A 22,613-nucleotide genomic window follows, 5' to 3' on the forward strand; every position below is an offset into this window, starting at 1 on the left:
TGCCTAAGCCAATAGCCGCAGACAGCATACCGCAGCCTGCTTATTCTTTTATTGTGTCAAAACAAATAAGTTAAACCTGAATAGCCGATTTATAGGCTGTTCGCAATAAAAACATTTTCGAATGAAACCATTAATCAGTATTATTATGGGGTCTACAAGCGACCTCCCGATCATGGAAAAGGCTTGTCAGTGGCTGGAAGCCTACCAGATTCCCTTTGAGGTAAATGCCCTTTCCGCACACCGCACGCCGGAAGCTGTCGAGATCTTTGCCAAGGGGGCTAAAGCCCGCGGCATCAAAGTGATTATTGCCGGAGCCGGTATGGCTGCGGCACTGCCGGGCGTCATCGCTGCCTCTACCCCTCTACCCGTTATCGGCGTGCCTATCAAGGGAATGCTCGATGGACTTGATGCCATGCTTTCCATTATCCAGATGCCTCCAGGCATTCCTGTAGCTACTGTAGGCGTCAATGGCGCTAAGAATGCTGCTATACTCGCCGCTGAAATGATCGCTCTAGGGGATGAGAAAATAGCCGAAAAGGTGGATGCCTGGAAGGCTGGCCTTGGCGAAAAAATAGAAAAGGCAAACAAGGACCTGGCTGAAATAAAAAACTATAAATTTAAATGTAACTGATCCAACAAACTTTAATTACATTGATTCTAAAATAATATTCATGAGTTTGGACTTATTCAATTATCATCGTCGGGAGACGAACGTCATCCATGTAGGTACTCTGGATATGGGCGGAAATAATCTTATCCGTATCCAGTCCATGACGACAACCAGTACTGATGACACTGAAGGCTCCGTAGCACAGGCTGAACGCATCATCAAAGCTGGTGGAGAACTGGTCAGACTGACGACACAGGGCAAACGGGAAGCAGAGAACCTGAAAAATATCAAAGCAGGATTACACGCTGACGGCTATGATACGCCTCTCGTGGCTGATGTCCATTTCGTGGCTGACGTTGCCGATGTGGCTGCCAGATATGCTGACGGCGTGCGGATCAACCCGGGGAACTATGTCGATCCTGCGCGCAGATTTATTAAAAAGGAATATACTGATGAAGAATACGCCCGGGAACTCAGGAAAATTGAAGACCACTTCATTCCGTTTCTGAATGTCTGTAAAAAGAACTGCACAGCCATACGTATCGGCGTCAACAACGGTTCTCTCTCTGACCGTATCCGGAATCGATATGGAGATACCCCGGAAGGTATTGTCGAAAGTTGTATGGAATTTCTCCGCATCTGCCAGAAAGAGCATTTCGAGGATGTAGTCATCTCCATCAAGGCTTCCAATACGGTCGTCATGGTACAATCCGTGCGCCTGTTGGTATCCCAGATGGAAAAGGAGAAGATGAAATATCCTCTCCACCTGGGGGTAACTGAAGCCGGAGACGGTGAAGACGGGCGGATAAAAAGTGCCGTAGGCATAGGAGCACTGCTGGCGGATGGCATCGGCGATACCGTGCGGGTGAGCCTGAGCGAGGAACCTGAGGCGGAAATACCGGTAGCCCGGCATCTTGTCAATTACATCATGATGCGTTCAGGACATGTGCTGATCCCCGCAGGCCAGGCGAAAGAATTCAACTGGTTGAACCCGGTCCGGCGGCCGACGAAAGCGGTGGAAGATATTGGAGGAGATCAGGTACCTGTCGTCATAGGAAAAAGTACTAAAGCGGACTACTGGTATGTCGGCTCAACTCTCCCCGGCCACCCTGCACCTCAGCAGAAATATATCATAGATTATAATCTGTTCGGAGAACTACAGGAAAAGGGCAAACTGGCAGAATGGGAGAAAAACGGTACAAAAATCTATCCGATCTTCCCGGTAAATGCCATGCCTTTCATGGCAATGATAAAATCACCGTTAAAATTCTTAGTCCTCCAGTTCGGAACTCCGGCATCCGAATATCTGACATGCCTGAAATACCACCCGGAAACCGTGGTGGTCTGCATGAGCCACCACCGGAACCGCCTGGGTGACCAGCGTGCCCTCGTACATGAGATATGGGCTGCAGGCTTGAAGAATCCCGTCATCTTTTCTGAGATGTACAGCCATTCCCAGAGCGAAAAAGAAGATTTCCAGATTGAAGCAGCGGCAGATATGGGAGCACTGATGATGGATGGCCTCACAGATGGGATATGGCTGTTGAATGACGGTGATCTGCGGGATGAGGACATTGTGTCCACCGCCTTTGATATTCTGCAGGCGGGCCGCTTACGCACCTCCAAGACCGAATATATCAGTTGCCCGGGATGTGGCCGTACCTTATACGACCTTCAAGGCACGATCGCAAAAATCAAGGCAGCCACCAAGGATATGAAGGGCCTGAAAATAGGCATCATGGGTTGCATTGTCAATGGTCCTGGAGAGATGCACGATGCGGACTATGGATACGTCGGTGCCGGTTTCAACCGGATCTCTCTCTACCGAAAACAAGTATGTGTAGAGAAAAACATACCTGAAGAAGAGGCGGTAGACCATTTGCTGGCGCTCATCAGAAAAGACAGGGAACCACAATCCTGACCTGAAGTCCCCTTGAAGGGGACTTCAACTTCAAAAAAGAAAAGACGGGGAACAGCATGTTTACAAGAAATCTGTTTTGAGAATATGAGAATACAAGAACTCATGAAAAATGTCCGTTTCGACGAGATCAAACCAATATTGGAACAGTCGGAACTAAAATCACAGAATCTTCAGGTGTATGAGAACACTTTCCATACATTACGGGACATTCAGCCCACCTTTGACTATTTTGATATGGCCGTAGGAATAAAAAGGATGAACGGACGTGTAATGGTGACTAATACCCACATCGGATCTATCAGTGATCTGGCGGGCAGGACCATAACCATCAGTCCCAAAGACCATTTTACACTGCCGGAAATAGCAGCACACCTCCTCTACCAGATTACGGCACACGGGTATGACACCGACCGTTATAAAGACCATCTGGAGGATTGGGATGATGACATGATGACGGATACTGACGGAAAATAAGTTTTTTCTTCATTTAAGGCGACTATCGTCACTGACTCTCACGATCATAGTCGATCCTCATCGATATGGTGCATTTTGACCCCCCGAAATGGTTCATAATGATATACCAAAATGCACCATAATGCACCACGATGAATCTGCTAAACATTACCCAGATAGATATACTTGATGCCTGCATGGGCGGCAATGTCCCTGGCAGCATAAAGGTCCGCCAGCGGTGTAGGACCATTATCCTCCATCTTGAACATTGGAAAACAACGGCTGAAATGCAAGGGACAGTCTGCAAATCCGTTTTTTACCAGCCACTCACATAACCGCAAGATAAGATGAGGATCAGTATTGACACCAGGCACGAGGAGATTTGTAATTTCCAGATGTACACCGGCTGCCAGAAAGATTTTCAGAGCCTCAAGGACAGGTTCCAGAGTGGCCCCGTTCCATTCCCGGTAGATTTTATCACTGAAAGACTTCAGGTCAATATTAGCGGCATCAATGTAAGGAATGAGCCAACGAAGAGGCTCTGGATTAACATAGCCGGCAGATACCAGGACATTATAAAGATGATGGCGATGCGCCAGTCGGGCTATATCATGGACATACTCAATGTAAGTAAGCGGTTCGGTATAGGTATAGGCAATCATTGGAAGGTGGTGTTGTAAAGCTATATCGACAATACTCTCAGGTGAGTATTCACCGTTAGGTACGTCCTGGGGAGAAGCCTGTGAAATATCAAAATTCTGACAGTTCTTACAACGCAGATTACATCCTGTACAAGCCAGGGAGAGGCATCTGGTACCAGGATGAAAGCGTAATAGCGGTTTCTTCTCTATAGGATCATCAGCCAGTGCGCAAGGCCGGCCATAGACCATGGAATAAAGCCGGCCACCGATATTTTTCCGGCTTCTGCAGATACCGGTATGTCCCTCTGCAATCAGACATTCATGCGGGCAGAGCAGGCAACGGACTTTACCAGCATCCTTCTCCCGAGAAGTCTCGACAGAAGCCTCGTCAGCCGTAGCCCTGGTACACGCAGGAGACATCCTGCCCGGAACCACGACTTTCTCATAAAATCTTGCTTCGTGTAACCTCATTTCTCATCCTTCCTTGTTCCCATCGATTTCTCACTGAAAATAATGGCATCATAGGTATAAAGTTCGGCATCTTTCCAACCGTCCCAGCCTATTCCCGCCTTATCCTGAGCACAATGTCCAAGAAATTCCTCCTTTGTCCAGTTGACTTCATCAGCTACCTGTGGCAGGAAAGTCCCACTATGGAAACCTTTCCGCATGTAAATGCCCTGTTTCCCATATTGGAACTCACTGATATGAGTAATCCTGTGAAGTGGTGTGAGAACCGATATTTCGATCTCAATTTGCGGAAACTCATCCTTGCTGACCGGTGGGAAACGAGGATCTTCAAATGCAGCAGCCCTTGCCATTTTCCAGATGACATCAGCCAGAGGAATATCTTCACCGAAATGGCCGATACAGCCCCGGAGATGTCCGTTTTCATTCAGTGTTACGAAAGCCCCGCACCTGCGCATGAGTCGGGCAGAGAGGTTTGCTGGAGGAGTCGCTGAATCCGAAGAAATACTGTTCCGGGCCAGAATCAGCAAGTTTTTTTTCTCCTCAGCTGTCAGGAATTCATCAGAAGAAGAGTCCTTGACGGCAACATCATTCCCCTTGATGGTCTGGCAGAGCGCATAATATCCTACCACTTCTTTCTTTTCTCCGTATGGAGAATCGCCGGAATTCAAATAAAGGAGTTGGTGGAGTTGCAAATCCGGATTCCCTTCACTCATCATCAGCAACACGGCAATGCCACATTGTCCACAAGCACTGGTAGCCAGATTATGAAAACCCATGAAACAGTTTTCTGACAACGTCTTGATAAATGTCTCCAGATTTCCTGAAGCTATGGCATCACCGGTACGATGATCTGCCTTTACAGCATCCTGATAAGGAGGATAATGGGAAAAATCACTACTGATGACAAAGAGATTATGAGCATTAAAATAAGGCTTCAGAGCCCGGGAAATCTCACGCAGACGATGAATATCCTCAGTCCCGATGATGATGGGAACAATCGGAGCGACCTCTTTAAGATGATACTGCAGGAACGGCAATTGAACTTCCAGACAATGTTCCCGGTCATGAGCCTCAGGCAGATACTGGAACACCTTATTTTCTGAAATAAGTCGATTGCACAAGGCCGTGTCCACATCCACCCTGCCCAAGGGTGTGGCATAACCTGCAAAAGCACTGCAGACGGAAGCCCCGTCGAAAGCGACATGATGAGAGGGCCCGACGAGAAAGATATGATCGTAGTGTGCTTCCGGAGAGATCTGAGCAAAGGCCTCTGCTGCCACACGGCCGGAAAACACATACCCTGCATGAGGAACGATCACAGACTGAATATGCTGATCGGAAAAAAGCACCTTTGCACTGGCAAAATATGACTTCAAATAGATACTCAGTTCACGTTGATCCCTGGGATAGAACTGACCGGCAACCGCCATCGGACGTACTGTCGTCCCCTTTTTCATTCCATTCATAGCCTTACCTCCTGTTACAAAAACAAACAAAAACAATAAAATGTCTGTCAAAAATTTCGACAGACATTCCCTTTTCTTTTTATCAGGGATATTCTGCATTACTTTAGAATTTTAATCCCTTCTCACCCACTATTCCCCACCATGAAGACCATAGTGAGAACAGAGGATTCCTTTATCTTGTACTCTGATCCAGAATAACTTTGCCTTTGATAGATCTTACATCATCGTGAACGGATCCTATTTATCTAATTTCCAGGTAGCTCCATCCTGAGTATCCTGAATCTCAAATCCATCCTGCTGCAACTCATTACGGATCTGATCACTTGTCTTCCAGTCCTTGGCATCCTTAGCCTTGGCACGAAGGTCAAGGACCATGTCTACCACCTTACCGAAAGATTTTTCACGCTCACTGTTATTTACGCCCGTTTCACCCTTCAATCCGAGAATATCAAAGGTAAAAAGATGCATCGTATCCGCAAGCTCCTTCAAGTCTTCAGAACCGATTTTCGCCTTATGATCGATCACGGTATTGACTAGATGACAAGCCTCAAACAGATTACTGATCACTGTCGGGGTCTGCAGGTCATCATTCATCGCATCATAACATTTCTGCCTGAAGGTACTTACAAACGCCTTTGTGCTGTCGTCACTGGCCTTCGCTGTCTGGATACGCTTCAAGTCGTTAATGCCGTCCATCAGGCGCTTATAGCCCTTCTCGGCAGACTGGAGGGCTTCATTCGAGAAATCAACCGTACTGCGATAATGGGCAGAAAGGATGAAGAAACGGATCGTCATCGGGCTGTAAGCCTGGTCGAGGGCAGGATGATTGCCGGTAAAGAACTGTTCCAGAGTAATGAAATTACCCAGGCTCTTCCCCATCTTCTGCCCATTAATAGTAATCATGTTATTGTGCATCCAATAATGAACCATCTGGTCACCCTGGCTGGCGACAGCCTGGGCGATCTCACATTCATGATGGGGGAAAATCAAGTCCATGCCGCCTCCATGAATATCAAAATGATTACCCAGGTATTTCCGTCCCATCGCCGTACATTCACAGTGCCACCCAGGATAGCCTACACTCCATGGACTGGGCCAGCGCATGATATGTTCCGGTTGAGCTTTTTTCCAAAGAGCAAAATCACACTGATTTTTTTTCTCGCCGACTCCATTCAGCTCCCGGCTGTTATTGATGATGTCCTTCAGATTACGGCCGGAGAGAATACCATAATGGTATTTTTGGTCATACTTCACGACATCAAAGTAGACGGAGCCATTACTGATATATGCATAACCATTATTCAGAATCTCCTTTGTCAGCTCTTCCTGCTCTATAATATGTCCCGTAGCATGAGGCTCAATGGAAGGAGGAAGAACATTCAAGGCTTCCATGGCATGATGATACCGGATCGTATAATGCTGGGCGATCTCCATGGGCTCCAACTGCTCCAGACGGGCCTTCTTCTCTATCTTATCCTCACCTTCATCCGCATCATGCTCCAGATGCCCTACATCCGTAATATTCCGGACATAACGGACCTTATAACCCAGATGAGTCAGGTAGCGGAAAAGGACATCAAAGGTAATTGCCGGACGCGCATGCCCCAGATGCGGATCACCGTATACGGTCGGCCCACAAACATACATCCCTACATGCGGTGCATGCAAAGGTTTAAAAAGCTCTTTCCTGCGAGAGAGCGTATTATAAATTATCAGTTTTTGTTCCATCATTCATCTGTTTTTCTAATATGCAAATATATGATTTTTATGGCAGAGGACAAAATAAAAAAACAATTTTACTATCCCTGCTGCCAAATTTTAAGTAACTTTGTAAATAATCATCAAATCGTTATTCATAATATGAACAGATATGCCATCTTCAGTGATATTGACGGAACATTAGTAAGTTTTAAAACTCATCGCGTACCGGAATCAGCCGTCCAGGCGCTTACAGAAGCTCACAAAAGAGGGCATAGGCTTTATATATCCACTGGCAGGCCTAAATGTTTTATCATCAATTTAAAGCAGATAGAACATCTTATTGACGGCTATATGACAACCAATGGAGCCTATTGCTATATAGGAAAGCAGGAAGTATATTGCCGTTCCATCTGTCCCAAAGACGTACAGACATTGCTGCACTTTTCGGATCAGCTAGGTTTCCCTTGTGTCGTCGTCGGAGAAAAGAACGTGGCTGTATATCATAATACCCCTGAAGTCAATGATATATTTTATGGCCAACTGGGAGTACCGGGACTTGACAAGGCACCCTCAATAGATGCCTTGAAAGGACAACGCATTTTACAGTTGACCCCGTTTATCTCTCCTGAAGTGGAAAAGCAGATCATGCCACACCTTCCACATTGCAATGCTGGCCGGTGGACTCCGAGATTCCTGGATATTACTGATGCAAATGCAGATAAGGGAAAAGGATTATTGAAAATGGCTGAACATGAAAAGATAGCTATCAGCCATACCCTTGCCTTAGGCGATGGGGGGAATGATATTTCTATCATCAAACAGGCAGGAATCGGCATTGCCATGGGAAATGCTTCCGAACATACAAAAGAAATAGCCGATTTTGTTACTCATGATGTGGATGATAATGGCTTGGCATACGCGCTGAGACATTATGGACTGATCTGATTAAGGGAAAGAGAAAAGAAAGAGAGAACATTAAAAGTCAGTTCATCCACACAAAATAAAAACGGTGATTCCACTCTTCCAAAGATAAAATCACCCTCATATTTCTTTTCCTTCCTAATATAGAAGAAAAGTAATAGAAAATGCTATACCGGTCCACCCCTTGGGTCTTTTCCCAAAGCCAGCAGGACAAAACACAGCCCCCTCTATCAGTCTACGGCATCCTTGTTATCGACAGCACTATAACCTTTAGTAGAGTTACGACGGATCAATTCGTGAATGTCCATCTCATGATAACCCCCATTAGCCTTGTCTGCGGCAGCCATTTCCTCTATTTCCTTCTTCTCAGCTTCAGAATGGGTAAAAGTGGATTTGGACTTCAGTTCACATACACCCCACCCAATCAAAGCTACAACAACAAAGAGTAAAAATGCCAATTGAATACTCATGATTTATAATGTATTTGAATTCCAGATGCAAATTTACACATTTCTTCCGAAATGACCATCATATCAACCTTATTTATTTTATTTCCGATCAGAAAACGGAATTCGACCATTCCTCCCTTTATCAAAGAGAAAACCTATCAGCATATCAAATCATCTGACCAAAGGCTATCTTTAAGTAAAAAATATTGAATATTTTAAGACTACTATCATCCATAGGTTCTTTTTTCTCTTATTATCATAATGAAATCCAAAGAAGATTTTTCTGAAATAAATATATTTATTTCACCTTGTTTTAACTTAAATATGTTTATCCAATTATCAATATGTCATTCATAACGTTCATTCTTCTTCAAAACTGTTTTTATGTGTACGCACACAACAACATTGATTCACATCAAGAAAAACAACAAAAAATACGAATATAATTCCGATTAATATGTTGTCATGCACAAAAGGACTATCTTTGCAACGTCGTTTAGAGAGAGCAAACCCGAAAGGCAAACGATCAATGAAAGATAAGGTAAAAAGAGAAAAGCCCAGAATAGACGGGCAGGATAAATGTAGGATTAAAACCAAAGGCGAAAGCGCTTCAGGCAATAGGTAAAAAGAAAGGAAAAAGATTATGTTGACAGGTTTGAGTGTGATGTGCTTTGCAGTACTTTTCTTTGTATTTGCAGGTGTAATCAGTTCAACTATCGAGCATCGATAAACTTAAGACAAATTCAGAGAAGTTTAAAAATCAAGTTGGAAATCGCAACAATCTTCAGAGGTTGTTGCGATTTTTCTTATATAACTGTTCTGCTTGATTTTCTTGTGAAGGCCATTACTCTTTCCGGGAGTTCTGACCAGACGATATTGCCTGCGGAGCAATATCTTTCACCTGGAAAGTGAAAAAATTAAGTGAAAAAGCAGGAATCACCAGTTGATGAACATCATTGACAGTTCTGGTCTTTCCAGGAACGACATGACGAGGATCATCCATTGTATTCTCATCCGTTCCCCTCTTACTGTCATAGCACAACACCTGCCCACCTATCACATTCATATTCTTGAAATCCATCCTGAGTGTATGAGACTGCGCATCAGGATTGACAACCTTTAAAAAGACTTTCCCCTTTGGCACATCGATTTGAGCACTCTGGTAAAGGAGTTGTTCCGGTGGCAGAACCGTACTATTGATGAGTTGTCCATTGAGGTAACACTTGATGCTGTCGCCATTTACATCCACTTTCAAACGATACCACTGTCCTGTCTCCACGGAGCCACGGGAAGAAGAAACCGTATATGTAGCTCCATCCTTACAGATCTCAATACCATTACTGGTATTTCTCCATCCGCCGACATTCCAACAGGCATAGTTTTTAGCATCCTTATAATTAAAGACAACCAGAAAGCCTTCATTTCCTCCATCTTTACGAGCCTGCAGAGAATAGATATAGTGCCTGCTATTTATTTTTTGATCATTGATAGAAAGGCATTTATCCGCATTGGCCGTTTCCTTCCGGACACCATCTGTAACCTTCCATGATCCAGACGGATCTGTCCAGTTCTTGTCAACTGGAAGAATTTCAACCGAAGAACGTATGGAGTTCTTTCCAGGGATTATTCTTCTGCGACTCCTTACATTTCTAACGGATTCAGCAGCAGCAAGTGCATCTTGAGATTCAGTCCTTACAGAAAAACCCCTATAGCTGGATTGTGTTTCCCAAGTCCCTACTCCAACCTGACTGGATCCCTGGTCATCAGGCTCAATATTACCGGTTTCCGTCCATAATAAATTCTGTTTGCCAAGGTATTCCGGCATCAACTTCTGGACATAATACGAAGGGGTACAAAAATAGCGGGCCGCATCAAAATGAATCATATCATAAGGCCACGCAGGATTATGCACATTGGTAAATATAGGGGCAAAACTAGCCATACGGCACACCTCCGAATTGCGTTCCATTCCCAGCATATAAATTGCCTCTCCCAGAGCACTGTTCATGTCACCATATTTCCCGTAAGTTCCGGCACTATTGGCAGCATATTCACCATTATAAACATGAATGGTACGGTTATAATGATCATATTTACGATAATTATCACGCATCCAGTTGAAACTCCGGTAATAGTGCTCATCCTGCAGATCCACAGGATAATGATTTCTCCATGATGGATGATCTGTACCCCATGCCTCTACATTTCCAATAATCTGAATAGATGGATATTTAGACTTGATAGCAGTATAAAACTTGATATAACGTTCAGGATAATCATCACTCTGTGAGCCTTTTGATACATTCTGATAATTCTCATTTCCCACCTCAATGAATTTCAAATGATAAGGTGCTGGATGACCGTTTCTAGCTCTGACAGCTCCCCATTTTGAAGTAACCGGGCCATTGGCATATTCAATGGCATCCATCGTATTGGTAACCAGAGAATCCATTTGATCTAAAGGAATCACATAGCCATGACCAAGTCCTACATTCACGACAAACAGTGGAGCAGCTTTCATGTCTTCACACAACTGCAGGAACTCATCAAATCCAAGTCCATCAGAGACCCGATACCCCCAATTAAGATTCAGATGTCCTGGGCGGTCCTCTATCCGGCCAATGGTCTTCTTCCATTGAAAGGCATTATCATAACTCCCCTGCCCTTCAACATAACAGCCACCCGGAAATCTCAGAAACCTAGGATGAGTATCTGCTAAAAGTTGTGCCAGATCGGAACGCAAGCCATTCGGATGGTTTTTCCAGGTATAGGGAAAAAGAGAAACGACATCCATATCCAATATTCCTTTGGCTGAAGACAACAATACAAAACGACCTTTGTTAGCATTTCCTGTAGCTTTGATAGCAACTGATAATTTTGTCCAGTTCTTACCTACCTTACCGCTGATTACAGTTTGTCCACAGACAGAATGATCAGAAGATTGCAGTTGGGCCGTCAACTTTCGAGTGAATTTCCCTTTTACAGCCTTAGCCCATAAAGTAAGATGATAGGTAGAATCCTTCACAAATTTCATGCCCCAAAAACCCTTATTAGCTACCCCCTCAGGATTTTTCTTAGAAGCAGAAGGAAAAGTGGCCTGTAAAGCTTGATACTGAACCCTGTTCAATAAACCACTGCTGATGATCTTCAAATCTGAATTTCCTACAGCTGACCAGTTGACCGGCGTCCTGCCATCCTCAAAAGAACGATTCCGGATCAATTCAGCATACAAGCCACCATCACCGGCATGATTGATTTCTTCAAAAAAGAGTCCATACTGATAAGGACTGATCTTTGGACCTCTTTGCGTGGCATCAAGTGTCATGCTCACTTGTGCAAAGGAAGTCCCAGTGCATAGCAAAGAGACTAAAAATAAGATAGATTTAATTTGTTTCATGAACTTTACTTAAACAAAATATGAAAGAGTGTATTATAGACACTATCCTTTAAGAATACAAAGATAGATCTTATTTAAGCAAAGAAAAATGGTTTATTCTTATTTTATGTTAAAAAATCGACTATCAGAAACATTATTTCTCATAGCCGATATTTATAATTTGAAGGAAAAAGGAATAGACTCATATTGATTTGAGATCCTACATCCTACAATATAAAAAAGACGTACTTCTCTCATTCTAAGCACGTCTGGATGTTTCAAGGTTTAATCCTGCGGAGAAAACTGGTCTTTTCCGACACCGCAAAGTGGGCATACCCAGTCATCCGGAAGATCTTCAAAAGCTGTTCCTGGAGCTACACCATTATCTGGATCACCATTTGCTGGGTCATAAACATATCCGCACACGTCACATACATACTTTTTCATAATGCTTTAATATTTATAAGTTAATAATTTGTACTAGCCCCCAAAGATACTATATTTTTTTCAAAAAGTGCTTAATTAACACAATATTTTTTTATATCTTTGCACATTAAATCATGCACACTGGCCAGTGTGCATATCCATAAATTGTAAGTATAAAAATCAGTTACATAAGATGAATTACGACTTCAGAGAGATTGAAAAAAAATGGCAGAAGAAATGGGTTGAAAATCAAACCTACAAGGTTACTGAAGACAAAAGCAAAAAAAAGTACTATGTACTTAATATGTTTCCTTATCCTTCAGGTGCAGGACTCCATGTCGGCCATCCATTAGGATACATTGCCAGTGACATCTATGCCCGCTACAAGCGTCTGAAAGGATTCAATGTTCTGAATCCTATGGGCTATGATGCTTATGGTCTGCCCGCAGAACAATATGCCATCCAGACCGGACAGCACCCGGCAGTGACTACCGAACAAAACATCAATCACTATAGGGAGCAACTTGACAAAATAGGATTTTCCTTTGACTGGTCACGCGAAATCCGCACTTGTGATCCACAATATTACCATTGGACCCAGTGGGCCTTTGAAAAAATGTTCAATAGTTTCTATTGTAAAAAAGAACAAAAGGCCAGACCCATTGAAAAACTGATCCATCATTTCTCTGAAAAGGGAACGGAAGGCATCCATACAGCCCAAAGCACGGAACTTTCCTTCACAGCAGAAGAATGGAATTCATGGGATAACAGGAAAAAGCAAAATATCCTAATGAACTATCGGATTGCCTATCTGGGGGAAACGATGGTAAACTGGTGTGCCGGTCTGGGGACGGTCCTGGCCAATGATGAAGTAGTAAACGGAGTAAGTGTCCGCGGAGGTTATCCTGTAGTTCAGAAAAAAATGCGTCAGTGGTGTCTTCGTGTCTCTGCATACGCACAGAGACTTCTTGATGGCCTGGATACCATTGACTGGAGTGATTCGATCAAGGAGACCCAGCGGAACTGGATCGGTCGTTCCGAAGGAACTGAAGTCGTATTCAAGGTAAAAGACAGTAACGTTAAATTTACTATTTTTACTACCCGTGCTGATACCATGTTCGGTGTCACCTTCATGGTCCTGGCTCCTGAATCTGATCAGGTAGCTCAGGTAACCACTTCCGGACAGAAAAATGAAGTTGAAAAATATTTGAGCTATGTGAAGAGCCGCACAGAACTGGAACGGATGAGTGATCGAAAAGTCACAGGTGTTTTCACTGGTTCTTATGCTATAAATCCTTTTACCCAAGAAGCTATTCCTATCTGGATAGGTGAATATGTGCTGGCAGGATATGGAACAGGTGCCATCATGGCTGTACCTGCCCACGACAGCCGTGACTATGCCTTTGCCCGTCATTTCCATTTACCAATTATTCCTCTGATCGAAGGTGCTGACGTCAGCAAGGAAAGTTTTGACGCTAAAGACGGGATCGTAATGAATTCTCCTGCCCCTGGAAAGAAAGGACTCGATAGATTTTCCCTTAATGGACTGACTGTGAAAGAAGCCATAGCTGCCACTAAAAAATTTGTAACAGAAAAGGGTATCGGTCGTGTGAAAGTGAACTATCGCCTTCGTGATGCCACTTTTTCCCGACAGAGATACTGGGGAGAACCATTCCCGGTATACTATAAGGATGAAATGCCATATATGATCCCCGAACAATTCTTACCATTGACTCTTCCTGACATTGACCAGTATAAACCAACGGAAAACGGCGAGCCCCCTTTAGGTCGTGCAAAAAAATGGGCATGGGATACACGTAACCATCAAGTAGTCGATAAATCACTCATTGACCAGAAAACGGTCTTTCCTATCGATCTCTGCACCATGCCTGGATTCGCAGGAAGTTCAGCCTATTATCTCCGCTATATGGACCCTCATGATGATCAGGCCCTGGTAAGTCAGGAAAGAGACGAATACTGGCAAAATGTAGACTTATATGTCGGAGGTACTGAGCATGCAACAGGACATTTGATCTACTCTCGTTTCTGGAATAAATTCTTGTATGATTACGGTTATTCCTGCAAGGAAGAACCTTTCCAGAAACTCATTAATCAGGGTATGATTCAAGGCCGCAGCAACTTTGTCTATAGGGTAAATGAAGAAAGTTCGAAAGAAAAACCCGTATTTGTAAGTCTGAACCTCAAAAAAAACTACAAGGATGTCACTCCTATTCATGTTGACATCAACCTCGTAAAAAACGATATTCTCGACAGAGATGCTTTCAAGGCGTGGAGACCTGAATACCGTAACGCTGAATTCATCCTTGAAAACGATAAATATATCTGTGGATATTCCGTAGAAAAGATGAGCAAGAGTATGTTCAATGTAGTCAATCCAGATGATATAGTGAAACAATATGGTGCAGATACTCTCCGCCTTTACGAAATGTTCCTGGGACCGGTAGAAGCCAGTAAGCCATGGGATACCAATGGCATTGACGGCTGTCACAGATTCCTAAAAAAGTTCTGGAACTTATTCTGGGACAATCGGACAGACCAGTTTTTGGTAAATGATGTTGAACCGGGCAGAGACTCCCTGAAATCTACCCATAGACTGATCAAGAAAGTAAGTGAGGATATTGAAAAATTCAGTTATAATACAGCCATTTCGGCATTTATGATTGCAGTCAACGAACTGACGCAGCAGAAATGTCATAATCACGGACTATTGAAAGATCTTGTTATCTTAATTGCTCCCTTCTGTCCTCACATTGCAGAGGAACTCTGGCAGAAACTTGGAGAAAAAGGATCTGTCTGTGATTCACAATGGGTCACCTATGATGAAAAATACCTTGTAGAAAATGAGATTCAGCTTACGATCTCTTTTAATGGAAAAGCACGGTACCAAAAAACTTTTAGTGCTGATACAGATATTGAAAGTATTAAAAAGGCCGTAATTTCGGATGAAAAAAGTCAAAAGTACATAGCCGGAAAGAAGATCATTAAGATTATTGTTGTTCCAAAAAAAATCGTCAATGTAGTCTTTAAAAACTAAAAGTTATTTTCATCATCACTCTATTCATTTAAAAATCACAAATGATAAATAATAATTAATTAGCATAAAATTGACAAAGGTGTTGACCATTCGTTAACACCTCTGTCTCTCAATCGTATGAATAAAAAAATTAGTCGTAATGTCAAAAATGAGATTAAGGATTATGCTTATATTACCTTAGGTCTTATACTTTACACCTTTGGATGGACGGTATTTCTATTGCCATACAGTATTGTAACGGGTGGTGTAACGGGTATTTCAGCCATTGTTTTCTATGCTACTAAAATACCTATTGCCTATACTTATTTTATCATCAATACCATCTTATTGATCTTTGCATTAAAAATTCTTGGACTAAAGTTTCTCATTAAGACAATCTATGCCATCATTGTCTTATCCCTTCTGCTCAGTTTCAGTCAACAGGCCATGACTTTACCTGATCATACTATGTATCAGATACTGGGAAAGGGACAGGATTTTATGTCCTTGATCATAGGATGTTCCATGACAGGCACTGCGCTGGCTATTGTATTCTTACATAACGGTTCCACAGGAGGCACTGATATTATTGCAGCCTGTGTCAATAAATACCGTAATATATCACTCGGTCGTGTCCTTGTCTTTGTAGATATATGTATTATCAGCAGTTCCTACCCTATCTTCCATGACTGGAGAAAACTGGTATTTGGCTTTTGTACAATGGTTATAGAAAACTTTGTTCTTGATTATGTTATGAATGCTCAGAGAGAAAGTGTACAATTCATGATTTTTTCTAATAAATATCAGGAAATAGCAAACGCTATCGGAACGAAAATGGAACATGGTGTAACCATCCTTGACGGGCATGGCTGGTATACAGGAAATGAGGTCAAGGTGCTTTGTATCCTGGCCAGGAAAAGGGAAAGTCCCAGAATATTCCGACTAATCAAAATTATCGATCCGAATGCTTTTGTATCCCAGTCTTCTGTCATTGGTGTATATGGTGAAGGATTTGATAAAATGAAAGTAAAAATTCCTAATCAGGAGAAAAAATCTATCATCCAGGCATCCCTGACTCAACCTCCTGTGAGCTCAATGACTCAAAACAATAAAAATGATTGATAAAAATGATCACAATTGTATTTGCTACCAATAACCAAGACAAACTCCGTGAGGTCCGCGAAATTCTTAGTCCGGAATTCAATATCTTGTCTTTATCTGAGATAGGCTGTCATGAAGATATTCCAGAAACAGGATCTACTCTGGAAGAAAACTCCCTGATAAAAGCCCAATATGTCTATGAACACTATCATAAAAGTTGTTTTGCAGACGACACCGGACTGGAAGTAGAGGCACTGAATGGAGAACCAGGCGTACATTCAGCCCGATATGCTGAAGGTACTGACCATAATAGTGAAGCAAACATGAAAAAGCTCCTGGAAAAATTAGGGACCAACCCTGATCGTAAGGCAAAATTCCGTACCGTAATCACACTTATACAAAAAAAGGGCGACTGTTCCAACAAACTTGAAAATAAAAAAATCATACATTGTTTTGAGGGGAAAATATCCGGTACCATTGCGACGAACAAACAAGGCAGATCCGGATTCGGATACGACCCTTTGTTCATTCCTCAAGGATACAGGGAAAGTTTTGCGCAAATGGGAGATCAGGAGAAAAACAGAATATCACATCGTGCACAGGCCGTTGCTAAATTAGTTGACTTCTTACAAGACTCTCATTCATAAAAACACCATTCTCTATTTTGATCGTCCCTATCACTATTTTATAACCCCACAAGCGTCTTGAATACGTTTGCGGGGTATTATATTAAACGTATGTAATACGATCAAAGAGCCCTGTTCTATCCAGTTATATAAAAACATCTGATGCAACTGATGATTATACCAAATCAGTGCTGTACGATGTTACTGATTCTATAATCCTATTGTTTAACAGTAACAAAAACCATAACAGCATTACCTTCCCCTGAAATGAATAAAACAGGCAATATGATAGTATCGGCTTTATCGGTACCATGATGTTACCGATAAAGCGCTATCGTCAGCAATACTCTATTTTATCCATTTCTCTTATGAATTCATTTATTATATTATTATCTTATCTATTTATTTAAAAATAAAATGATAAAGTATAATATGCTGTGAATATGTGAATAACTTTTAGTTAATTTTTCTATCTATTCAGTTATCATTATCATTAGTTATTTTATGCACTGTTTTAAAGTATTGGATCTTCTTGATTTTTAAATACTTAATCTATTTATCCACATATTCATAAGGTTCGTGCAAAGGAATAAGTTGATAGTCTTTTAACAAATAATATTATGGAGAAAAGCCAATCAACTTTCTCATAAACCATGCAATATCCCCAGTCAGATAATTGATTTTTATGGTCTATGGATAACTCGTCTTTTATGAATAAGTTATTCCATAGATTTCCTCTTAGTTTTCCATAGTGATTGTTGAAATGTTAAACGAATAATGCCTGATGATAAAAAGCATCGTTATTACTTTTTATCATCAGGCATTATTTTACATTAAAAGACATAGATAAGATCATTTCTTTCTTAGCAGGTTAATGTCTATCCTATCTGCAATCATCTCCGGTGGAATATTTTTTAGACAGGCATAATCTCCTCTGAAACAAGATTTATTTCCATATATACTACAAGGACGACAGGAGAGATCTAGTTGTACGGCATTATTTGGATTTTGCCCCCATCCCATAAAACCGGCGTATGGATGAGTTGCTCCCCAGATGCTGACAACAGGCGTATGGACCAATGACGCTAAATGCATATTAGCACTATCCATGCTGACCATTACGTCAAGATGACTCATAAGAATCAGTTCTTTTCTTAAATTTTTTAAAAGGGCGGAAGCATTTACGCAACAAGGATATGTCTTACTCCACTTGTCTAAGTCTTTTTTCTCGTTATTGTCTTTTCCACCAAACAGAAAGATTCGGCATGAAGGGTGCCTGAAAATCAAGAGTTGGATGACTTTCTCCATCAATTCGAACGGATAAGTCTTTGCTTCATGAGCAGCGAAGGGAGCAATACCGATCCATTGTTGAAATCCTTTTTTGATTCCAATACTTTCTTTTGGCAAAAGTCGGAGGTTTCCTCCCTCAGGTGGAAAGATAGAAGTAAATTTTACTTGTATAGGATAACCGAGTTTTTTTAAAACCTCAGCGTAATTTTGCGTTTCTGTCGGCTGTTGTATAAGTTTTTTTCTATCTTGTGCAATTAGTCTTCTTCTTCCGTCACGATGCTTGTCAATATGCTCCACCCTCAGGTGATCCATATTAAAACGTAAACGGAGATAATTAGATCGTAAGACTTGATGAAAATCAGCGATGGCTGTAAATTGTTTAGCTGCCAATCGGCGATAGAGAGCATTCAGACCTTTTATTCCACTGTATTCACCCTTTACATCAGCTCCCATAAAACTGACATTAGGGGCAAGATTCTCAAAGAAAGATTTTGCAAAGGGCCTGCTGAGTACGGTAATCCTTAATTGAGGGTATTGATTTGCTAAAGAATAGACTACAGGAACAGTCATGGCCACGTCGCCAATTGCAAAAAAACGAATAATCAGAATATGCTCAGTTTTCATGAAAGATCACAATTTAGCTTCTTACTTTTCTTTCTTCTTATAAAGGACAGGATTGGTATCCTTATCATTGTACATCTTCATTTGACGGTATACTTTCATCAATTTCTTACCCTTCTGAATATCCTCCAAAAGTTGGTCGATGGCCAAACTCAGATCCTTTTGTTGTTCCAAGAGAATATTGAGTTTGTTTCTGCATTTATCCTGATGTTCTGATGAAGCATCTTTCCGTTCTACCTGCTCTTTCATGTGGTAGATTTTCACTGTCAGGATACTCAGACGGTCAATAGCCCATGCCGGACTTTCCGTATTGAGTCGAGCATTCTGCTGTACTTTTACATCCTTATAGTAATTTCTGAAATAAGAATCAATCTGTTCTACCAGATCCGTCCGGTCCTGATTACTTTTATCGATCCTATGCTTGAGTTTCATTCCCTTTTCCGGATCAATGTTCGGATCCCGGATGAGATCTTCAAAATGCCACTGCACGGTATCAATCCAACATTTCAGATAGAGACTGTTTTCAATAGTATCCTGATGATATGGATTATGAATAGGAGCATCAATGTTATCTTTAACATGATAATCCAGGATAGCCCTATTAAAAATATGGTTTGCTGTTTCGGTAAATGACATCAGTTTAATGAGTATTTATTAATTGCGCAAAAGTAATTAAATTATTCTGAATATCCAACTAAAACTTGAAAAAAGGCTCCGAAAAGTGCACAATATCAATAGGTTTGTGCAAAGTAAAGTGCTTTTTTATTAAAAAAGTTTGCTAATGTGGGGAAAAATTTGTTTCTTTGCACCCGATTTTTAATTAGAAATTATTTATAAACATTTTTTAAAGGTTACAATTATGTCAGAATCAGAAATTGAAAAGAAAGTAAAAACCATTATCGTGGACAAACTCGGTGTTGATGAGTCTGAAGTGAAACCGGAAGCAAGTTTTACCAATGATCTCGGTGCTGATTCTCTGGATACTGTAGAGCTGATTATGGAATTTGAAAAAGAATTCAACATCTCTATTCCTGACGATAAGGCTGAGAAGATTGCAACTGTTGGCGATGCTATCAAGTACATTGAAGACAATGCTTCTGCCAAGTAATTTGTTACTTATCTGCTATAGATGGAATTAAAGAGAGTAGTAGTAACAGGAATAGGTGCTGTGACACCCCTGGGCAATACTTCCGATGAAACGTGGAAGAATATTGTTGCAGGAAAAAGTGGAGCTGCACCTATTACCGAGTTTGATACGAGCAAATTCAGAACTCATTTTGCATGTGAGGTAAAGAATTTGGATGTCAAGGATTATCTTGACCGTAAAGTAATTCGTACGACAGATCGTTACACCCAGTTGGCTATGATTTCTGCCATTCAGGGTGTAAAGGATGCTGAAATTGATTTGGAGGCTGAAGATAAAAACCGTATAGGCGTCATTTATGGTGTTGGAATCGGGGGTATCCATACTTTTCAGGATGAAGTAATGTACTACGGACAGAATATGGATAAAGGACCAATGTTCAGTCCCTATTTTATACCAAAGATGATTGCAGATATAGCTGCTGGTCAGATTTCTATTCATTTTGGCTTTCATGGACCTAACTATACTACCACTTCAGCCTGTGCTTCATCCAGTCATGCATTGGCAGATGCTTATAACCTGATTCGTTTGGGAAAAGCAAATATCATTGTCAGTGGCGGTGCTGAAGCTGCCATTTGTGATTGTGGGGTAGGAGGATTCAATTCCATGCATGCACTGTCTACACGGAATGATGATCCAGAGCATGCTTCACGTCCATTCAGTGGAAGTCGTGATGGCTTTGTGATGGGAGAAGGAGCAGGTTGTCTGGTTCTTGAAGATCTTGATCATGCCAAGGCCCGTGGTGCTCATATTTATGCTGAAATGGTAGGTGAAGGTATGAGTGCTGATGCTTATCATATTACAGCTTCTCACCCTGAAGGATTGGGAGCAAAACTTGTCATGAAAGCTGCCCTTGCCGATGCTGGCATGAAGCCTTCTGAGATAGACTATATCAATGTTCACGGAACAGCCACCCATGTTGGTGACCTTTCTGAAGCAAAGGCTATTAAGGAAATTTTCGGAGAGAGTGCTTATCGGGTGAATATCTCTTCTACAAAGTCGATGATCGGTCATCTTCTGGGAGCTGCAGGAGCTGTAGAAGCCATGTTCTGTGTATTGAGTATTCGTGATAATATCGTTCCGCCAACGATCAATCACCAAGAGGGCGATGATGATCCTGATCTGGATTACAGGATGAACTTCACGTTTAACAAGGCTCAGAAGCGTACGGTGAATGCTGCTTTGAGCAACACATTTGGTTTCGGAGGTCATAACTGTTGCGTGATATTCAAAAAATATGTCAAATAATTTTTTAGATAGAATAGGGCTCCTTTTCCGAAAGGACAGGGAGTTCTATTCCTCTCTATATCGTGTTCTTGGCTTTTACCCTCATGATATTACGCTTTACAAAATGGCGTTGATGCATAAAAGTGTTATGCATCGGAATGCAAAGGGGAAGTTAATTAATAACGAGCGGCTGGAATTTTTAGGTGATGCCATTCTTGATGCAATTGTAGGAGATATTGTTTATCGCCATTTTCCGGGAAAAAGAGAGGGGTTCCTGACCAATACACGCAGTAAACTTGTACAGCGAAACACACTGAATAAGTTGGCTGATGAGATGGGCATTAACCAACTTATCCTGTCGAGTGGTCATAGCATCTCTCATAATAGTTATTTGGGTGGAAATGCCTTTGAGGCCCTTGTGGGGGCTCTTTATCTGGATCATGGCTATGATGCTTGTATGAAATTTATGCAGAAGCGTATCTTAGCACAGATGATAAATATCGATAAGGTAGCTTATCGGGAGGTCAACTTTAAAAGTAAATTGATAGAGTGGAGCCAGAAGAACAAAGTCAGATTGAATTTTAATATCCTTACTCAGAGCAAGGACAAGAACGGGAGTCCTGTCTTTCGTTATCAGGTGATCATGGAAGGTATTAAGGGTGGGGATGCTGAAGGTTACACGAAGAAAGAGAGTCAGCAGAAAGCATCTAAATTCACTTTGGACAGACTTCGTACCGATACTCAATTTATTGATTCCGTGTTTACTGCTAAGGGTAATCGTACCAAAATGGAAGAGGAGCCTGTTGAAAATGTTCCGGATACGGATCAGAAGACAGATTTCATTATTTCTCAGAAAGGTTCAGAAGATTCCAAGAAGCACAAGAGTGTTTTTCAAGAAGAAGTCTTTGTAGACGAATCTGGAAAAAATTCGCGTCATACTCCTATGTATGCTTCCGACAATGAAATGGCAGAGAAAAAATCAACGGAAGTAGAAAAAAAGAAGGAAGATTCCCTTGATTTAAGTGATATTCATATTGACTCTGAGTCATCTTCCAAGGCAAAAGAAAATATTATTGCAGCTGCAGAAGATGCAGCTTTTGATAAGGCAGAATAATGATGTATTGTCGTATCTCCGGAA

General features: G+C 41.7%; 18 protein-coding genes. 10 read left to right on the forward strand and 8 right to left on the reverse strand.

Annotation, left to right across the window (positions count from 1 at the left end; genetic code table 11):
• The first annotated feature begins 121 nt into the window (after nt 1-121).
• From purE to ACYRYG_RS10695, 3 genes are all read left to right on the forward strand, one after another.
• Nucleotides 122-631, forward strand: a complete 510-nt coding sequence (purE, locus tag ACYRYG_RS10685; RefSeq protein WP_293416337.1) for a 5-(carboxyamino)imidazole ribonucleotide mutase — start codon at nt 122-124, stop codon at nt 629-631.
• Between the two features lie 40 nt (nt 632-671).
• A complete protein-coding gene (locus tag ACYRYG_RS10690; RefSeq protein ID WP_293416339.1) occupies nt 672-2,531 on the forward strand; it encodes a 4-hydroxy-3-methylbut-2-en-1-yl diphosphate synthase in 1,860 nt (619 codons plus the stop codon).
• Between the two features lie 84 nt (nt 2,532-2,615).
• Nucleotides 2,616-3,005: a hypothetical protein gene (locus ACYRYG_RS10695; RefSeq protein WP_293416341.1), complete on the forward strand. Its 390-nt coding sequence runs from the start codon at nt 2,616-2,618 to the stop codon at nt 3,003-3,005.
• 140 nt (nt 3,006-3,145) lie between these two features.
• On the opposite strand, the gene amrS is transcribed toward ACYRYG_RS10695, so the two are convergent.
• The 3 genes from amrS to cysS all read right to left on the reverse strand — a co-directional run bounded on the left by amrS (nt 3,146) and on the right by cysS (nt 7,287).
• Complete coding sequence (gene amrS / locus ACYRYG_RS10700; RefSeq protein WP_460198135.1) at nt 3,146-4,096, reverse strand: AmmeMemoRadiSam system radical SAM enzyme; 951 nt, start codon at nt 4,094-4,096, stop codon at nt 3,146-3,148.
• On the reverse strand, nt 4,093-5,559 hold the full coding sequence (gene amrB / locus ACYRYG_RS10705; protein ID WP_293419371.1) for an AmmeMemoRadiSam system protein B: 1,467 nt from the start codon (nt 5,557-5,559) through the stop codon (nt 4,093-4,095). The genes amrS and amrB overlap by 4 nt, the downstream gene beginning before the upstream one ends.
• A gap of 237 nt (nt 5,560-5,796) precedes the next feature.
• Nucleotides 5,797-7,287: a cysteine--tRNA ligase gene (cysS, locus tag ACYRYG_RS10710; protein WP_460198146.1), complete on the reverse strand. Its 1,491-nt coding sequence runs from the start codon at nt 7,285-7,287 to the stop codon at nt 5,797-5,799.
• A 132-nt stretch (nt 7,288-7,419) separates the two neighbouring features.
• Between cysS and ACYRYG_RS10715 the strand changes: the two genes are divergently transcribed.
• Nucleotides 7,420-8,205: an HAD family hydrolase gene (locus ACYRYG_RS10715; RefSeq protein WP_460198136.1), complete on the forward strand. Its 786-nt coding sequence runs from the start codon at nt 7,420-7,422 to the stop codon at nt 8,203-8,205.
• A 206-nt stretch (nt 8,206-8,411) separates the two neighbouring features.
• Here ACYRYG_RS10715 and ACYRYG_RS10720 read toward each other — a convergent pair whose 3' ends face one another.
• The 3 genes from ACYRYG_RS10720 to rd form a co-directional block, all read right to left on the reverse strand.
• Nucleotides 8,412-8,651, reverse strand: a complete 240-nt coding sequence (locus ACYRYG_RS10720) for a hypothetical protein (protein WP_293419377.1) — start codon at nt 8,649-8,651, stop codon at nt 8,412-8,414.
• Nucleotides 8,652-9,474: 823 nt separating this feature from the next.
• Nucleotides 9,475-12,027, reverse strand: a complete 2,553-nt coding sequence (locus ACYRYG_RS10725; RefSeq protein ID WP_293419380.1) for an alpha-L-arabinofuranosidase C-terminal domain-containing protein — start codon at nt 12,025-12,027, stop codon at nt 9,475-9,477.
• Between the two features lie 264 nt (nt 12,028-12,291).
• A complete protein-coding gene (gene rd, locus ACYRYG_RS10730; RefSeq protein WP_293419383.1) occupies nt 12,292-12,453 on the reverse strand; it encodes a rubredoxin in 162 nt (53 codons plus the stop codon).
• A 172-nt stretch (nt 12,454-12,625) separates the two neighbouring features.
• On the opposite strand from rd, the gene leuS reads away from it, so the two are divergent.
• The 3 genes from leuS (at nt 12,626) to ACYRYG_RS10745 (ending at nt 17,214) form a co-directional block, all read left to right on the forward strand.
• Entirely contained in the window at nt 12,626-15,487 is a 2,862-nt protein-coding gene (leuS, locus tag ACYRYG_RS10735) for a leucine--tRNA ligase (protein WP_293419386.1), read from the forward strand.
• Between the two features lie 117 nt (nt 15,488-15,604).
• Complete coding sequence (locus tag ACYRYG_RS10740) at nt 15,605-16,588, forward strand: YitT family protein (RefSeq protein ID WP_460198137.1); 984 nt, start codon at nt 15,605-15,607, stop codon at nt 16,586-16,588.
• 8 nt (nt 16,589-16,596) lie between these two features.
• Nucleotides 16,597-17,214, forward strand: a complete 618-nt coding sequence (locus tag ACYRYG_RS10745) for a non-canonical purine NTP diphosphatase (RefSeq protein ID WP_293419394.1) — start codon at nt 16,597-16,599, stop codon at nt 17,212-17,214.
• Nucleotides 17,215-18,045: 831 nt separating this feature from the next.
• On the opposite strand, the gene ACYRYG_RS10750 is transcribed toward ACYRYG_RS10745, so the two are convergent.
• Together ACYRYG_RS10750 and ACYRYG_RS10755 are read right to left on the reverse strand one after the other, a co-directional pair.
• Nucleotides 18,046-19,107 (reverse strand): glycosyltransferase family 9 protein, encoded by a 1,062-nt coding sequence (locus tag ACYRYG_RS10750; RefSeq protein WP_293417639.1) that lies wholly within the window; start codon nt 19,105-19,107, stop codon nt 18,046-18,048.
• A gap of 21 nt (nt 19,108-19,128) precedes the next feature.
• On the reverse strand, nt 19,129-19,740 hold the full coding sequence (locus ACYRYG_RS10755; RefSeq protein ID WP_293417642.1) for a DUF4254 domain-containing protein: 612 nt from the start codon (nt 19,738-19,740) through the stop codon (nt 19,129-19,131).
• Nucleotides 19,741-19,963: 223 nt separating this feature from the next.
• Between ACYRYG_RS10755 and ACYRYG_RS10760 the strand changes: the two genes are divergently transcribed.
• Genes ACYRYG_RS10760 through rnc form a run of 3 tightly spaced genes read left to right on the forward strand, consistent with a single transcriptional unit; the run spans nt 19,964 to nt 22,589 of the window.
• Nucleotides 19,964-20,212: an acyl carrier protein gene (locus ACYRYG_RS10760; protein ID WP_252760985.1), complete on the forward strand. Its 249-nt coding sequence runs from the start codon at nt 19,964-19,966 to the stop codon at nt 20,210-20,212.
• A gap of 21 nt (nt 20,213-20,233) precedes the next feature.
• The gene (fabF, locus tag ACYRYG_RS10765) at nt 20,234-21,496 is read left to right on the forward strand and encodes a beta-ketoacyl-ACP synthase II (RefSeq protein WP_293431299.1); all 1,263 of its coding nucleotides are present in this window, start codon (nt 20,234-20,236) and stop codon (nt 21,494-21,496) included.
• A complete protein-coding gene (gene rnc / locus ACYRYG_RS10770; protein WP_293417648.1) occupies nt 21,486-22,589 on the forward strand; it encodes a ribonuclease III in 1,104 nt (367 codons plus the stop codon). The genes fabF and rnc overlap by 11 nt, the downstream gene beginning before the upstream one ends.
• Nucleotides 22,590-22,613 lie beyond the last annotated feature (24 nt).

It is taken from the genome of Segatella asaccharophila (assembly GCF_054687055.1).

Excerpts from the sequence above, each read along its gene's own strand:
- ACYRYG_RS10725 (WP_293419380.1), bottom strand. The coding sequence starts at position 12,027 with ATGAAACAAATTAAATCTATCTTATTTTTAGTCTCTTTGCTATGCACT.
- ACYRYG_RS10750 (WP_293417639.1), bottom strand. The coding sequence starts at position 19,107 with ATGAAAACTGAGCATATTCTGATTATTCGTTTTTTTGCAATTGGCGAC.
- amrB (WP_293419371.1), bottom strand. The coding sequence starts at position 5,559 with ATGAATGGAATGAAAAAGGGGACGACAGTACGTCCGATGGCGGTTGCC.
- ACYRYG_RS10720 (WP_293419377.1), bottom strand. The coding sequence starts at position 8,651 with ATGAGTATTCAATTGGCATTTTTACTCTTTGTTGTTGTAGCTTTGATT.
- ACYRYG_RS10690 (WP_293416339.1), top strand. The coding sequence starts at position 672 with ATGAGTTTGGACTTATTCAATTATCATCGTCGGGAGACGAACGTCATC.
- rnc (WP_293417648.1), top strand. The coding sequence starts at position 21,486 with ATGTCAAATAATTTTTTAGATAGAATAGGGCTCCTTTTCCGAAAGGAC.
- ACYRYG_RS10755 (WP_293417642.1), bottom strand. The coding sequence starts at position 19,740 with ATGTCATTTACCGAAACAGCAAACCATATTTTTAATAGGGCTATCCTG.
- fabF (WP_293431299.1), top strand. The coding sequence starts at position 20,234 with ATGGAATTAAAGAGAGTAGTAGTAACAGGAATAGGTGCTGTGACACCC.
- rd (WP_293419383.1), bottom strand. The coding sequence starts at position 12,453 with ATGAAAAAGTATGTATGTGACGTGTGCGGATATGTTTATGACCCAGCA.
- ACYRYG_RS10695 (WP_293416341.1), top strand. The coding sequence starts at position 2,616 with ATGAGAATACAAGAACTCATGAAAAATGTCCGTTTCGACGAGATCAAA.
- ACYRYG_RS10740 (WP_460198137.1), top strand. The coding sequence starts at position 15,605 with ATGAATAAAAAAATTAGTCGTAATGTCAAAAATGAGATTAAGGATTAT.
- cysS (WP_460198146.1), bottom strand. The coding sequence starts at position 7,287 with ATGGAACAAAAACTGATAATTTATAATACGCTCTCTCGCAGGAAAGAG.
- purE (WP_293416337.1), top strand. The coding sequence starts at position 122 with ATGAAACCATTAATCAGTATTATTATGGGGTCTACAAGCGACCTCCCG.
- amrS (WP_460198135.1), bottom strand. The coding sequence starts at position 4,096 with ATGAGGTTACACGAAGCAAGATTTTATGAGAAAGTCGTGGTTCCGGGC.
- leuS (WP_293419386.1), top strand. The coding sequence starts at position 12,626 with ATGAATTACGACTTCAGAGAGATTGAAAAAAAATGGCAGAAGAAATGG.
- ACYRYG_RS10715 (WP_460198136.1), top strand. The coding sequence starts at position 7,420 with ATGAACAGATATGCCATCTTCAGTGATATTGACGGAACATTAGTAAGT.
- ACYRYG_RS10760 (WP_252760985.1), top strand. The coding sequence starts at position 19,964 with ATGTCAGAATCAGAAATTGAAAAGAAAGTAAAAACCATTATCGTGGAC.